Origin of the sequence: Ectopseudomonas oleovorans, from assembly GCF_003052605.1 — a bacterium.
Taxonomy (GTDB): Bacteria; Pseudomonadota; Gammaproteobacteria; order Pseudomonadales; family Pseudomonadaceae; genus Aquipseudomonas; species Aquipseudomonas oleovorans_A.
On sequence record NZ_QASO01000106.1, the window covers coordinates 20,862 to 34,388 of the forward strand.

The following is a 13,527-nucleotide window of genomic DNA, read 5'->3' on the forward strand; positions in this document are numbered from 1 at the left end:
ACGAACAACAGGAGACACAGACATGGCCAATTCCTGGCGTATTTCCGCCCTTGCCGAGCGTCACCGCGCACTGGGTTCCAAGCTCGAGGACTGGAGCGGCATGGGGACCGCCTGGACCTATGCCAGCGACCTGGCCGACGAGCACGAGGCGATCCGCACTCGCGCCGGCCTGATGGACGTATCCGGGCTGAAGAAGGTGCACTACGTCGGCCCGCATGCCGAAAGCCTGCTGGAGTACGCCACCAGCCGCGACATTTCCAAGGTCTACCCGGGCAAGAGCGTCTACGCCACCATGCTCAACGAAGCCGGCAAGTTCGTCGACGACTGCGTGATCTACCGCACCGGTCCCAATGCCTTCATGGTGGTGCACGGCTCCGGCAGCGGCCACGAGATGCTGGTGCGCTCGGCTCAGGGCCGGCAGGTGGCGGTGCTGTTCGACGACGACCTGCACGACCTGTCGCTGCAAGGCCCGCTGGCGGTGGACTTTCTCGCCGAGCACGTGCCGGGCATTCGCGAGCTGCCGTATTTCCACCACCTGCAGACCAAGCTGTTCGAGCGCCCGGTGATGATCTCGCGTACCGGTTACACCGGCGAGCGCGGCTACGAGATCTTCTGCAAGGCGGCCGACGCGCCGGCGATCTGGGACGGCATCCTGGAGCAGGGCAAGGGCCTGGGCATCATCCCCTGCGCCTTTACCGCGCTGGACTGGCTGCGGGTGGAGAGCTACCTGCTGTTCTTCCCCTACGACAACTCCGAGATGTATCCCTTCGCCGACCAGCCGGCCGGCGACACGCTCTGGGAGCTGGGTCTGGACTTCACCGTGTCGCCGACCAAGGGGGAGTTCCGCGGGGGCAACGAGCACCGCCGCCTGCAGGGCAAGGAGCGCTTCAAGATCTTCGGCGTGCTGCTCGACGGCGACAAGGCAGCCGAGGCCGGCGACACCTTGTGGGCCGACGGCAAGCAGGTGGGTGTGATCACCTGCGCCATGTACTCGCGACTGTCCGGCAAATCCATGGCCATTGCGCGCATGGACGTGCCCTACGCAGAGCAGGGCGCGCCGCTGGAAGTCAAAGGCAGCCTGGCGGTCAGCGCCATCGCCCACAGTCTGCCATTCGATGACCCGGAGAAGAAAAAGCGTACGGCCAAGGGCTGAGTGTTCGGTACCGCGACCCGGAGTCGTCGCGGACAAGGGTTCCTGGGGCAAGGGAGCAGGGCCATAGGGACATGGCCCGATTTGCCTCCACTTCAAGGAGAAGGCGATGGCCTGGTTGAACGGTTGGGGTTTCCTGCTGCTGGCCGGTATCTGTGAGGTGTTCTATGCCTCGATCATTCCGCGTACCGATGGTTTCACCCGTCTATGGCCAAGCCTGTACTGCGCGTTTTTCCTGGCACTGAGCATCTATCTGCTGAGCCTGTCGGTGCGCGAGTTGCCGCTGGGGCTGGCCTACGCGGTGTGGGTTGGCATCGGCACCCTGGGCACGGTGGCCTATGGCGCCATGTTTCTCGGCGAGAGCCTGAACCTGTTGCGCAGCCTGTGCCTGGTGATGATCGTCGCCGGCATCGTCGGCCTGAAACTGGCCAGCCACGAGACGGCATAAGGAGCAGGACATGCATGTACAGGTACTGCAGCACGTACCTTTCGAAGGTGTTGGCAGCATGGCCGACTGGTTCCAGGCGCGCGGCGCCACTGTGCACTACACGCGTTTCTTCGAGACGGATGCACGCTTGCCCGACCCCGTTAGCTGCGACCTGATCGTCGCCATGGGTGGGCCGATGAGCGTCAACGACGAAGCCGAGCTGCCCTGGCTGATCGAGGAGAAGACCTTCCTGCGCCAGGCCATCGAGCAGGGCGTCGCCATGCTGGGTGTCTGCCTGGGGGCGCAATTGATTGCCAGCGCACTGGGCGCTCGTGTGCACCCCAATCCTGTGGCCGAGATCGGCTGGTTTCCGGTCTGGCGGGCGGAGTCGGTCGGCGAGGACTGCTTCGTCTTTCCCGACCGTATCGAGCTGTTGCACTGGCACGGCGAAACCTTCGCATTGCCCGAAGGCGCCAGGCTGCTGGCCTGCAGCGAGGCGTGCCGGCATCAGGCGTTCCAGCTCGGGCGGCGGGTGATCGGCCTGCAATGCCATCCGGAGATGACGCCCGCCATCATCGCTGACCTGTTGGATGCATGCGCCGATGAGCTCAGGCCCGGTCCCTGGGTACAAACCCCCGCGCAATTGGCTGGCGAACCACATAGCTACCTGCCAGGCAACGTGCTGATGGCGCAGGTGCTGGACTATCTGTTGGCGGGGCGTTAACCACCCCAGCGCCAACATTCTCCTATTTCAAGTACCAGCCCCACGCTTCGCTGCTTTCATAGCGGGTGATCTGCTTGGTTTCCAGGTAGTTGTCCAGACCCCACTCGCCCAACTCGCGACCGATGCCGCTGCGTTTGACGCCGCCCCAGGGCAGTTCGCTGAAGGTGGGTTGCGAGCAGTTGATCCAGACGATGCCGGCCTGCAAGGTCTGGGCGACGCGCTCGCAGCGCTGGAGATCCCTGGACATCACCGCGGCCGCCAGGCCGAATTCGCTGTCATTGGCCAGTTGCAAGGCCTCGGCCTCCGTGTCGAACGGATTGACGCAGACCACCGGGCCGAAAATTTCCTCGCGCCACAGGGCGCAATCCAGCGGTACGTCGGCAAATACCGTGGGCTGCATGAACCAGCCCTTGTCCTGCTCGGCAGGCCGTTTGCCGCCGCAGATCAGGCGGGCACCATCGGCGATGCCCTGAGTAATGGCGGTGCTGACTTTGGCGTGCTGGCCGGCGCTGACCAGCGGGCCGAGCAGCACACCTGCCTCCAGCCCGTTGCCGATACGAATCTTCTGCGCTTCATCGCTCAGACGCTGCAGCAGGGCGGGGTACAGCGAGCGTTCCACCAGCACGCGCGAGGTGGCGGAGCAGACCTGGCCCTGGTTCCAGAAGATGCCGAACATGATCCATTCCACTGCCGCTTCGATGTCACTGTCGGCGAAGACGATGAAGGGCGATTTGCCGCCCAGCTCCAGGCTGATGTTCTTCACCTCACGGGCAGCGGTCTGCATGATCCGGCTGCCGGTCGGCACGCTGCCGGTAAAGGCGATCTTGTCGATGCCTGGGTGTTCCACCAGCGCCGCGCCGGCTTCGCTGCCCAGGCCGGGCAGCACGTTGAGCACGCCCGGCGGCAGGCCGGCGTCGTTGACGATGGTCGCCAGTTCCAGCGCGCTCAGCGGCGTCAGCTCGGAAGGCTTGAGGACCATGGCGCAGCCGGCGGCCAGTGCCGGAGCGACTTTCCAGGCGGCCATCAGCAGGGGGTAGTTCCAAGGGATGACCGCAGCGGCCACGCCCACGGGTTGGCGCACGACGCTGGCGCGAAAGCGCTTGTCGCCCAGTGCTATCGGGCGTTCGTCGTCATCCAGACGCGCCGCGAGGTCCGCGTAGAAATCGAAACAGCCGGCGGCGTCGGCGATATCCCACTGCGCTTCGGGCAATGGTTTGCCATTGTCCCGGACCTCGAGCACGGCCAGTTCGTCTTGGCGCGCGCGGATGCCATCGGCGATACGCCTGAGCACGCCGGCACGTTCGTGCCCGCTGAGTCGCGGCCAGCTTCCTTCATCGAAGGCGCGGCGGGCGGCACTTACGGCCAGATCCACATCCGTGCGGCCGGCTGCGGCGACTTTCGCCAGCAGGCTGGCATCGCTGGGGTCGAAGACCTCGAGGTGCTTACCGCTCTGTGGTGCGAGCCACTGGCCGTCGATGAACAGGTGTGGACGGTCGAGCATGGCGGCTCCTTGCTGTGATCGGGTGGAATGGGTTGTCGCGGGGAGGTTAACGCATCCGCCGCGTGGGCGAAGAGAGGAGCCGGCGGCGAGCGCCGCCGGCCAGGGCCTTACTTGAGTTTGGGCAGCTTGTCATCCGGCAGGGCGTAGCTGTGCTTCTCGTGGATCATGGTGGCGATCAACGCGTAGAGGCTGACGCCGGCCACCAGCAGGCTGATGAAGATCAGGATGGCGGGCTTGTCGGCGAAGGTGAACACGGCGCTGGCGCCTTCGAAAGTAGTGATGCTCATGGCGATGCTCCTTGGGTTTGGCCCGTCACCCCATGGCGCGGGCCGTTTGCTGATCAGGCCGGCTTGGTTTCACCCATCAACGGGGCGCTCGGAGCCGTCGACGCTGGTGCTGTTGCCGTACATCGAACTCCATTCCGGGTAGGCTTGCGCCGGTACTTCGGTCAGGTCCAGGCCACGCTCTTCGGCATGCGGCGGAACACGCAGCAGACCAGCCTTGTTCAGCGCATAGGAGATGACGTAACCCGGGATGAAGCCCAGTGCCGCCATGACCAGGGCGCCGCCCAACTGACCGAAGAAGCTGATCGGCGCCATGCCGTTCATGTTCGGGTAGCCGGCGAGGAAGATGCCGCTGATCACCAGGCCGGCGAAGCCACCAAAGCCGTGCACGGCGAATGCACCGACGGCGTCGTCGAGCTTGAACTTGAGCAGCAGGTTGTTGACCAGTGGCGCGGTCGCGGCAACACCCATGCCGATCAGGTAGGCCAGGCCGGGGTGGTAGAGGTCCAGACCCGGGGCGACAGAGATGATGCCCACCAGACCGCCGGACATCATCCAGAACGGTTCGCGAGTGGTCAGGTAGGCTCCGATCAGGCCGCCAGCGAAGCCCATCAGGGTATTGAAGGCGAAGGCCGAGAGGTTGGTCGGCTGGCCGTAGATGTTGATCCACTGGGCGCCGGAGTTGTAGATGATGCAGCCGCCGAGGAAGCCGAAGAAACCAACGATGATCAGCATCAGGCCGACCACGCTCATCGGCATGCTGTGACCGACGATGGCATTGGCACTGCCGTCTTCGTTGAAGCGGCCGATGCGCGCGCCCAGGTTCATGACCACGGCCAGGGCGAAGAAACCGGCGATCATGTGTACCACGCCCGCTGCGCCGACGTCATGGTAGCCCCACTTGACGGTCAGCCAGCCCTCCGGGTGCCAGCCCCACGCAGCGGCCAGCAGCCAGAGGAAGCCACCGAGGACGATGGTGAGGATGATGAACGCGCTCATGCGCGCACGTTCGATGATCGCTCCCGACATGATCGAGCCGGTGGTGGCGGCGAACATGGCGAAGGCGGCCCAGAAGATGCCGGTGGCGTTGTCCTGAATGTTCGGTCCCATGGCATCGCTCCACGGCATGCCGGCGAGGAAGGCGTCCATGCGCGGTACCAGGCCGTCCGGGAAGGCGTTGTACACGGCCCAGCCGAGCAGGAACACGCTGGGCACGATGAAGCCGAAGGCGAGGATGTTCTTCACCCCGGCGGCCAGGGCATTCTTCAGGCGCGATGCACCGATCTCGTAGGACAGGAAGCCGGCGTGGATGCAGATCATCAGCGCGATACACCACCAGTAGAATATTTCCATATTCAGCGTGTTGGTCATCTCTATCAGAGCCTGCAACTCCTCCAGAGTGGGTGTCTTTTGCTCTTCCATCAATCAATCCTCGATGCTGTTCTTAGAAGGTTCGTCGGTATTGGCAGTGGAACTGAAGGTGTTGCGCCCTAAATGAAATTATCTGTAGTTATAAAAAGTTCTTTTGGTGAATAAGCAATGGCTGTGCCAGAAGTCTCCTGCCTGTAAGGCCCGCAGACTGCGGTAGCGCTGAAACTTCTGGTTGCAAAGTGCCCTGTTTGTGTTCATCTGCCTGGGGGTGCGCCTGAAAATGGGTCGCGACTCAGGTGTTCTTCTGCAGCATGCCCTGGATCTGCTGCACCGATTCCTGGGTCCGGCGCGCCAGGTTGCGCACCTCGTCGGCGACCACCGCGAAACCGCGCCCCTGTTCCCCGGCGCGTGCGGCTTCGATGGCCGCGTTCAAGGCCAGCAGGTTGGTCTGCTCGGCGATACCCTTGATCACCCCGGCGACCTGAGCGATCTGCGCATAGGTGGCCTGGATGCTGGCCTGCTCGCGTTCCTGCAGGCTGGCGGCGGCCTTCTCATCGGTGATCTCGCGCACCGCACCGGTGACGTAGAGCAGTTTGCCCTGGGCATCGCGCAGGCAGCGGCCGCGCTCGCGGTACCAGAGTTCGCCGCGGGTCTTGTGGCGCATGCGGTACTCGACGGCGTAGAAGCCATCGCCGCTCTTGTCCACCATCGAGGCGTTGAAGGCGGTCATTACGGCTTTCAGATCATCCGCGTTGACCACCTGGAAATAGCTGTCCCAGCCATCGGGGAATTCGGCGCGGCTGTAGCCGATCAGCTCGCGGAACTGCTCGGACCAGCGGATCAGGTTCTGCGGGTGATCCGGGTCGCCGCCCACCACGTTCATCGCCCAGCAGCCCTCGGTCAGGGTGCGCTTGGTCAGCTCCCAGACCTGGCGTTCCTCTTCCCATTGTGCGCGCTCGGCGGCGACGTCCTGGTTCTGCGCGTGACTGGCGCGCAGCTCATCTTCTAGCAGGGCGCATTGCTGCTCGGCCTGGGCCAGGCGCTGCTGCAGGGCGGTGTATTCGCTTGTGCTGCAGGGCGGTGGTGGCTGCTGTTCGCTATGCTGGCGGATGCGCTGCAATTCCTCCCAGTCGCGTTGCAAGCGCTCCAGGCTGCCGAGCAACTGCGGCTGTTGCTGCAGATGCGTGCGCTCGCCTGCAGGCTGGCGTTGGCTAAGCAGGTGTTCGAGCCACTGATTGAGTTCACTGGCCAGGTTTCGAGTCGTATTGCTGAACCACATCGGCCGATCCTCCTCGGGGTCGTTGAGTGCTGCCCTCCTGATTGGCAGCCGCTACCCGGTTCCCTAGCAATTCTCTTTCCAAGAGCAGCGTCCGAATTGCATGTGTCAGTCCGGAGGGTGGCGGCACGCCGGTGTCAGGCCCTGACCCGGCTCTTGTCCGGGTCATAGGCCACGGTGCTGGCGGCGACGGTGGCGCCGATGCGTTTCTGCTGGCCGTCGAGCTTGCCGATCTCCACGCGGGTGCCGGGCGCGCAGTAGTCCACCGCCAGACGGCACAGGGCGATGTTCTTGCCCAACATCGGTGAGCGCGTGGCGCTGGTGATCACCCCGACCTGGGCGCGGCCGACGTGCACGCAGTCGCCATGGGCGGCCGGCTCGTTGCCGTCCAGCTCCAGGCCGACCAACTGCTGCATCGGGTGCTCCTTGCGCCGCTGCAGGGCGGTCCGACCGATGAAGTCGTCCTGCTTGCCCTTCAGTGGCACGCAGAAGCCGATGCCCGCCTCGAACGGATCGGTCTGGTCGTTGAATTCGTAGCCGGCGAAGATCAGGCCCGCCTCGATGCGCAGCATGTCCAGCGCGTGCAGGCCGAGCGGCGCCAGGCCCAGCGGTTCGCCGAGCTGCCAGAGGCGCTGCCAGATCGTCATCGCATCGCTCGGGTGGCACCAGATTTCAAAGCCCAGCTCGCCGGTGTAGCCGGTGCGCGAGACCATCAGCGGCGCACCGTCGTAGTCGTCCAGGCGGCCGATGAGAAACCGGAACCAGCCCAGTTCCTCCAGCTTCGGCTGGGTGCCTGGCGTCCAGATCATCTGCCTGAGAAGCTCGCGGGCGAGTGGGCCCTGCACGGCGATGTTGTGGATCTGCTCGGAAGCGGACTTGATCCACACCTTCATGCCCAGTTTCTCGGCCTGCTGGCGCAGCCAGTCGCCACCGAAGTCCTCGCCGCCGATCCAGCGGAAGGCATCCGCGCCGAGTCGCAACAGCGTGCCGTCGTCGAGCATGCCGCCGTGCTCATAGCACATGGCGCTGTACACCACCTGGCCGACCGCCAGCTTGCGCACGTCGCGGGTCAGGCAATGGTTGAGCAGGGCCTCGGCGTCCGGGCCGAGCACCTCAAACTTGCGCAGCGCGGACAGATCCATCACCGCCACCCGTTCGCGGCAGGCGTGGTATTCGGCAAGCGTGCCGTAACCGTCGAACTGGGTGGGCGTCCACCAGCCGCGATAATCGACGAACTGGCGGGTGAGGGCGGATGTACCCGGGTGGAATCCGCTTTCGCGGGTCAGCACCGGATCGGCGTCGGGCGTCTTGCGGTTGGCCATGGCGATACTGAAGCGCTCCTTGTCGGCATACACGCGGATATGGATGTCGGTCGGCTGCCAGCCATTGGCCGGGTCGATGTCGTCCGGGCAGGAACTGCTGGCGCAGACCAGCTCGCGCTGGGCGCGCAGCAGCACGTAGTCGCCGGGGCGCGACCAGGGCTCATCCAGCGTAAGCTGCTGGTGCGCGTCGATCCCGGTGTTGAAGAAGAAATTGATCGCCGGCCAGCCGCGACGGCCCTGCACACCATGGGCGGCGAGGGCGCGGCTGAGGTTGTCGCTGCAGTTGGCGTGGCCGAAGTAGCCCTGGGCTTCGTAGTAGCGGGCGGTGCAGGCCAGGGCGAAGGTGTCGTGGCGGCCCACCGTGTCGCGCACCACCTCCAGCATCGGTTGCAGGTCGCGGTCGAAGAAGCGGCTGAACAGGCCTGGGCCGGGGTAGGCGTTGCCGTTCAGGGTGCGGGTGACGGTGGGGTCTAGGTCGATCTCGCGGCCGGCATCCAGGCCGCGGCGGTCGAAGGCGACGAAGTCCGAGCACTGCCGGCCGGCAACGTCGATCACCTGGATGTACTGACCGGCCGCGACGACATAGTCGCGCGCCGTGCCGGGGCGGATGGTGAACTCGTCGACCAGCTCGCCGAGGGGCGCCGGCAGCGCCGGAACCAGCAGGCTCGACGGGTTGGCGCGCTGGATGATCAGGCGCAGTTCGCTGGCGCGCTGCTGGCTGTCCACCGCCACCTGGCCACCGGGCGCCGCGACGATCACCAGCAGCGGCGCGCTGGCGTTCAGGTTGCGGCTGAAGCCGGCAGGTGTGTCCGTCTGCCAGAGGCGCGCGGCCATGGGCAGGTGGCGGCAATCCACATGGCGTTTGCCCAGGCCGCTGGCCACCTGTTGCGATTCGCGGCTGCCATCGCTCAGCAGGCACGCGATGAAATCGGCGCCAGGGCTGCTCTGCAGGCCGAGGGCGGCGAGTGCCTCGCGGCCCGTCTCGTCGAAGGCCAGCAGCTCGGCAAGCTGGTCGCCCTCGATATCGATCACTTCGAGACGGTCGCCCGGCTCCAGGGCGATCACCGTCAGGCCGCCTGGGGCGACGCGCTGGCGCTCCAGGCCGGGTGCGCGGGCGAACAGCGCCGGCTCGTATGGCCGGGAAATCACGGGCATCTGCATGCAAGGCACCTTGGTTCTTATGATTGCTGCCGGTGCGCACGGCGCACCCTACGGGGTGTGCGCACGGTGGCGTAGGGCGGTCAGCCCACGGCCTTGATGGCTGTCTGCGGCGAATCGGCCAGGTAGGCTTCGAGGGAGTCGTCCAGCGCCTCCAGCCAGGGGGTGTGATGCGGCGTGGCCAGAGTGCCGGTCATCAGCGAGCGGTGGCACTTGTTGCGGTAGCCCATGATGTCTTCGTACTTGTCGTGCTTCCAGTCGAGAAAGGTCTGGTTCACCGCGGCGATGTCGAAGCTGGGGTAATCGGTGGCGTCGATCAGGGTCTGGATGTACTTGCCCTGGAACTCGAACATTTCCTGCGCGTTCTTCAGGGTCAGTTCTTCCTCGCGCCAGGCCAGGTCTTCGGCGTGCATGGTGGCGTGCTCGGGCAGGGCGATACGCCCGAGGATCACGTCGCGGGCGTACCAGGCCTGGGCGTCGAACATGTTGAAGCTGTACCACTGATCCTGCATGCCGAGGTAGATCAGCTTCGGGTTGTCCTCCCAGAACACGCCCTTGTACAGATTCAGCGGCCACAGGCGGTTGTCGGTCTTCAGCCGCAGGTTCTCGGCCAGGAAGGGGAAATGGTGCTTGTAACCGGTGCACAGAACGATGGCGTCGACATGCTTGCTGGTGCCGTCGGCGAAGAACGCCGTGCTGCTTTTGACGTGGCTCAGCAGCGGTTTCTCCTCCCAGTTCTCCGGCCACTTGTAGCCCATCGGCGCGGTTCGGTAGCAACTGGTGATTGAGCGGGCGCCGTACTTGTAGCACTGCGAGCCGATGTCCTCGGCCGAGTAGCTGGAGCCGACGATCAGCACGTCCTTGCCCTTGAATTCCAGCGCATCGCGGAAGTCGTGGGCATGCAGCACGCGCCCGGCGAAGCTCTCGAAACCCTCGAAATAGGGCACGTTGGGCGTGGAGAAGTGGCCGCTGGCGACCACCACGTAGTCGAAGCGCTCGGTGCTGGTGAGGTCGCGGTCGTAGCTGTGCACGGTGACCTCGAACTGGCCGCTGGCCGCATCGAAGGTTACCCCGCGCACGGCGGTGTTGAACTGTATGTACTTGCGCACGCCAGCCTTCTCGACGCGGCCCTTGATGTAATCCCACAGCACCTCGCGCGGCGGGTAGGAGCCCATCGGCCGGCCGAAGTGCTCGTCGAAGGTGTAGTCGGCGAACTCCAGGCATTCCTTCGGGCCGTTCGACCACAGATAGCGGTACATGCTGCCGTGTACCGGTTCGCCGTGTTCGTCGAGGCCGGTACGCCAGGTGTAGTTCCACATGCCACCCCAGTCGCTCTGCTTTTCAAAGCAGACCAGCTCGGGAATCTCCGCCCCCTTGGCGGCAGCGGACTGGAAGGCGCGGAGCTGGGCCAGGCCACAGGGGCCGGCGCCGATGATGGCTATGCGAGTGGTCATGGAAGTCTCCCGGGCGATCTTGTTAATGATTTTCAGGAATTAAAATTTCCTTTTGAGAAATACCTTACGGGCTTGGCTTGCCACTGCAATTCACTCGTTGGTGATACCTCCTTGGGGGTAAGGGGGAACCGCGGTTTGCACCGGCGCAGGGCGCTCAGGCCACGTGCTGGTGCGCGAGGGTTTCTGAAGCTATTTCTCTTGAGGAAAATTTATTTCTTATCAGTGCGTTCCGGTGGTGAGCAGGCGAGGCATGGAACTTGCTGAAGCAAGCAGCAGTTAGCCGTCCCCGGAGGCCGGATGATTCAGTTGCTGCTGCGCACTCTGCTGGTCCAGCGACAGTCCCGTCAGGCTGCGCCGCCGGCCTATCGCCAGGCCTTGCTGGACCTGCCGCTGCGTCTGTTGCAACAGGGTGGCGAGGCGCCTTTGCTGGACTTGCTGCCGCTGCTGGCGCAGGCGCTGGAAGCCAAGCAGGCCTGTTTGCTGCTGCCGGCAGGCACGGGGCCGGGCTGGCGCAGAGTAGGTGAGGCCTCGGCCGATGCGGGATGCGTCGGGCATGTAGCGCAGCTACCTGCGGCGGGGGTGGTGCAACTCTGTCGTGTTTGCCTGGAGCGTGGGCATTTTCAAGCGCTTTGCGGGCTGCAGCATGAAGAGGGGCGTAGCGCGCTGTTGCTGATGAGCTTTGCCAGTTGTCCCGGCGCCTGGCAGCGCAACCAGCTGCGCGATATCGCCCGGCGACTGGGTGAGGTGCTGCAAGCGTTTGCCGAAGATCGCCGCTTGCGTCGCCGTGAGCTGAGCGCCGAGCGCGGTGTGTTGGCCCGCGAGCTGCACGACTCGGTGGCCCAGCAGCTCGGCTATCTGCAGATTCGCGCCGCGCGGCTGCAGGGCGTTCTTGGCGATGCCCGGCAGGCCGACATGATGCTGGAGGATCTGCGCGACACCCTGCGCGGTCTGCATCGCCAAGTCCGCGAGCTGATCAGCAGCGCGCGCCTGACCATGGACGGGCGCACCCTGCGCCAGGCTCTGGAGGCTTCGGTGGCCGAGTTCGCCCGCAGCAGCAGTTGCGTGTTCAGCCTGGACAACAGGTTGCCCGGCAACGATCTGCCCGGGGATAGCGAGCTGCAGGTGCTGCAGATCGTGCGTGAGGCCCTGGCCAACGTGGTGCGCCACTCTCATGCACGGCAGGTGCATATCCGTCTCTGGCCGACCGGCAACGGTTTTGAGGTCGAGGTGCGCGACGACGGCATCGGTCTGCCGTCCGACCTGCCCGACTGCGGTCACTTCGGCCTGAGCATCATGCGCGAACGCGCCGCTGCCATCGACGCCGAACTGTTAATCGCGCCGGTGGACGGCGGCGGCACACGGGTGCACCTGCGCTGGAGCCGGCCATGACTGCGCTGTTCAACCTCCTGCTGATCGATGACCATCCCTTGTTGCGCCGTGGCCTGGCAGAGTTGTTCGAGTCCAGCGGTGAGTTCCGCGTCGTCGGTAGCGTCTCCAGCGGGGCTGCAGGCATCGATCTGGCGCGTGAGTTGAGCCCCGATGTGGTGATACTGGATCTGCACATGCCGGGCATCGATGGGATGGCTACGCTGGAGTGGTTCAAGCGTGACCTGCCGGAGGTGAACGTGGTGGTGCTGACCGCCTCTGCGGCGCGCGAGGATGTGCTGGCAGCGTTGCGCGCAGGCGCCGATGGCTATCTGCTCAAGGACAGCGAGCCGGAGGCACTCTTGGCGGCGGTAAGCGCCTGTGCCCATGGCCAGGCACGGCTCGCCCCGGCGCTTTCGCTGCTGCTCGCCAGCAATCTGCGCGAGCGGGACAGGGGCCTTGGCAGCGAGCACGTGGGGCTCACCGAACGCGAGCGGCAGACTCTGGCTCTGATCGCCGAGGGCTTCAGCAACAAGCTGATCGCACGCCAGCTGGGTATCAGCGACGGTACGGTGAAGGTCTACGTCAAGCATCTGTTGAGCAAGCTCAACCTGCGTTCGCGCCTGGAGCTGGCGGCCTGGGCGCATCGAGGTGGTTTGTCCGAGAGCGATGGAGCGCGTCGATGAGCTGGTGGAGACGGTTACTCGATGCATTGAGTGGCGACCGCAGGGCGGTGGATTTCGACGTGCTGCCGATCGCGCTTATCCATCTGGATGACGCCGGGGAAATACGTCAGGCCAACCGCGGCTGGGAGCAGCTCAGCGGTCATCGGTTGCGTGATTGTCTTCACGTCGACCATCGCGAGTTTCTCCATATCGAGGATCGTCCCGTCTGGCAGCAGGCTCTGCGCAGCCTGGCCGAGGGCGCCGGGTTCTGGGTCGGCAACCTGCGTTATCTCCATCGCCGGGCAGAGCTGCGCTGGGTCGAGGTGCGGCTGGTGCGGCATAGGGACGGCTTCGTCGCCAGCCTGGCGGACATCAGTGCACAGATGCCCGAGCATCAGCAGTTGCAGGCGCGCCACCGCAGCCTGAGCAACCTGCTCGATGGCCTGCCCCTGATGGTCTATCGCTGCCGCAACAACCGTAGCTGGAGCATGGAGTACGTCAGCGCAGGCTGTCTGGAGCTGACCGGTTACCCGGCTCAGCGTCTCGTCGATAGCCATTGCCTGACGTTCAATGGCCTGATCCACCCAGATGATCGGGAACGGGTCTGGCACGGGGTTCAGCAAGCACTGCGCGAGTCGCGCCCGTTCGCCTTCGACTATCGCCTGTTATGCGCCGACGGCAGCGAGAAATGGGTCAGCGAGCGTGGCCGGGGCATCTACTCGGATCTCGGCGACTTGCTGGGGCTCGAAGGGGTGGTGATGGAACGAGGTGTTGAGCCGACAATGCCTGAGGAGCTGGTTGTGGGATTCTGAGCAAGAACGTTCAAGACC

Annotated in this window: 12 protein-coding genes; 6 read left to right on the forward strand and 6 right to left on the reverse strand. The window is 64.9% G+C overall.

Annotated features, from left to right (window positions below):
* The first annotated feature begins 22 nt into the window (after window positions 1-22).
* The 3 genes from DBO86_RS17545 to DBO86_RS17555 all read left to right on the forward strand — a co-directional run bounded on the left by DBO86_RS17545 (window position 23) and on the right by DBO86_RS17555 (window position 2,301).
* Window positions 23-1,153 carry an aminomethyl transferase family protein gene (locus DBO86_RS17545; RefSeq protein ID WP_108234370.1) on the forward strand — a complete coding sequence of 377 codons (1,131 nt, stop codon included), beginning with the start codon at window positions 23-25 and terminating at the stop codon, window positions 1,151-1,153.
* Window positions 1,154-1,259: 106 nt separating this feature from the next.
* Window positions 1,260-1,598 carry a DMT family transporter gene (locus DBO86_RS17550; RefSeq protein ID WP_074917000.1) on the forward strand — a complete coding sequence of 113 codons (339 nt, stop codon included), beginning with the start codon at window positions 1,260-1,262 and terminating at the stop codon, window positions 1,596-1,598.
* A gap of 10 nt (window positions 1,599-1,608) precedes the next feature.
* Entirely contained in the window at window positions 1,609-2,301 is a 693-nt protein-coding gene (locus DBO86_RS17555) for a type 1 glutamine amidotransferase (protein WP_104729884.1), read from the forward strand.
* A gap of 22 nt (window positions 2,302-2,323) precedes the next feature.
* Here DBO86_RS17555 and DBO86_RS17560 read toward each other — a convergent pair whose 3' ends face one another.
* The 6 genes from DBO86_RS17560 to DBO86_RS17585 all read right to left on the reverse strand — a co-directional run bounded on the left by DBO86_RS17560 (window position 2,324) and on the right by DBO86_RS17585 (window position 10,667).
* Entirely contained in the window at window positions 2,324-3,802 is a 1,479-nt protein-coding gene (locus DBO86_RS17560) for an aldehyde dehydrogenase family protein (protein WP_108234371.1), read from the reverse strand.
* 107 nt (window positions 3,803-3,909) lie between these two features.
* On the reverse strand, window positions 3,910-4,089 hold the full coding sequence (locus tag DBO86_RS17565; RefSeq protein ID WP_074916995.1) for a hypothetical protein: 180 nt from the start codon (window positions 4,087-4,089) through the stop codon (window positions 3,910-3,912).
* 69 nt (window positions 4,090-4,158) lie between these two features.
* Window positions 4,159-5,508: an ammonium transporter gene (locus DBO86_RS17570; RefSeq protein WP_167399138.1), complete on the reverse strand. Its 1,350-nt coding sequence runs from the start codon at window positions 5,506-5,508 to the stop codon at window positions 4,159-4,161.
* 241 nt (window positions 5,509-5,749) lie between these two features.
* A complete protein-coding gene (locus tag DBO86_RS27160; protein ID WP_042857345.1) occupies window positions 5,750-6,736 on the reverse strand; it encodes a methyl-accepting chemotaxis protein in 987 nt (328 codons plus the stop codon).
* Window positions 6,737-6,870: 134 nt separating this feature from the next.
* Window positions 6,871-9,216 carry a trimethylamine N-oxide demethylase gene (locus DBO86_RS17580; protein WP_108234372.1) on the reverse strand — a complete coding sequence of 782 codons (2,346 nt, stop codon included), beginning with the start codon at window positions 9,214-9,216 and terminating at the stop codon, window positions 6,871-6,873.
* Window positions 9,217-9,296: 80 nt separating this feature from the next.
* Window positions 9,297-10,667, reverse strand: coding sequence for an NAD(P)-binding domain-containing protein (locus tag DBO86_RS17585; protein ID WP_104728923.1), 1,371 nt, complete (start codon window positions 10,665-10,667; stop codon window positions 9,297-9,299).
* A 297-nt stretch (window positions 10,668-10,964) separates the two neighbouring features.
* Between DBO86_RS17585 and DBO86_RS17590 the strand changes: the two genes are divergently transcribed.
* From DBO86_RS17590 to DBO86_RS17600, 3 genes are read left to right on the forward strand one after another with little or no spacing between them, the layout of a single operon-like run.
* Window positions 10,965-12,056, forward strand: coding sequence for a sensor histidine kinase (locus DBO86_RS17590; protein WP_104728925.1), 1,092 nt, complete (start codon window positions 10,965-10,967; stop codon window positions 12,054-12,056).
* Window positions 12,053-12,718: a response regulator gene (locus DBO86_RS17595; protein ID WP_096825848.1), complete on the forward strand. Its 666-nt coding sequence runs from the start codon at window positions 12,053-12,055 to the stop codon at window positions 12,716-12,718. The genes DBO86_RS17590 and DBO86_RS17595 overlap by 4 nt, the downstream gene beginning before the upstream one ends.
* The gene (locus DBO86_RS17600; RefSeq protein WP_104728927.1) at window positions 12,715-13,509 is read left to right on the forward strand and encodes a PAS domain-containing protein; all 795 of its coding nucleotides are present in this window, start codon (window positions 12,715-12,717) and stop codon (window positions 13,507-13,509) included. Before DBO86_RS17595 ends, DBO86_RS17600 begins: the two co-directional genes overlap by 4 nt.
* The last annotated feature ends 18 nt before the right edge of the window (window positions 13,510-13,527 follow it).

What these genes read in the sequence shown, in the direction of transcription:
- DBO86_RS17545 (WP_108234370.1), top strand. Translation starts at nt 23, where the DNA reads ATGGCCAATTCCTGGCGTATTTCCGCCCTTGCCGAGCGTCACCGCGCA.
- DBO86_RS17550 (WP_074917000.1), top strand. Translation starts at nt 1,260, where the DNA reads ATGGCCTGGTTGAACGGTTGGGGTTTCCTGCTGCTGGCCGGTATCTGT.
- DBO86_RS17555 (WP_104729884.1), top strand. Translation starts at nt 1,609, where the DNA reads ATGCATGTACAGGTACTGCAGCACGTACCTTTCGAAGGTGTTGGCAGC.
- DBO86_RS17560 (WP_108234371.1), bottom strand. Translation starts at nt 3,802, where the DNA reads ATGCTCGACCGTCCACACCTGTTCATCGACGGCCAGTGGCTCGCACCA.
- DBO86_RS17565 (WP_074916995.1), bottom strand. Translation starts at nt 4,089, where the DNA reads ATGAGCATCACTACTTTCGAAGGCGCCAGCGCCGTGTTCACCTTCGCC.
- DBO86_RS17570 (WP_167399138.1), bottom strand. Translation starts at nt 5,508, where the DNA reads ATGGAAGAGCAAAAGACACCCACTCTGGAGGAGTTGCAGGCTCTGATA.
- DBO86_RS27160 (WP_042857345.1), bottom strand. Translation starts at nt 6,736, where the DNA reads ATGTGGTTCAGCAATACGACTCGAAACCTGGCCAGTGAACTCAATCAG.
- DBO86_RS17580 (WP_108234372.1), bottom strand. Translation starts at nt 9,216, where the DNA reads ATGCAGATGCCCGTGATTTCCCGGCCATACGAGCCGGCGCTGTTCGCC.
- DBO86_RS17585 (WP_104728923.1), bottom strand. Translation starts at nt 10,667, where the DNA reads ATGACCACTCGCATAGCCATCATCGGCGCCGGCCCCTGTGGCCTGGCC.
- DBO86_RS17590 (WP_104728925.1), top strand. Translation starts at nt 10,965, where the DNA reads ATGATTCAGTTGCTGCTGCGCACTCTGCTGGTCCAGCGACAGTCCCGT.
- DBO86_RS17595 (WP_096825848.1), top strand. Translation starts at nt 12,053, where the DNA reads ATGACTGCGCTGTTCAACCTCCTGCTGATCGATGACCATCCCTTGTTG.
- DBO86_RS17600 (WP_104728927.1), top strand. Translation starts at nt 12,715, where the DNA reads ATGAGCTGGTGGAGACGGTTACTCGATGCATTGAGTGGCGACCGCAGG.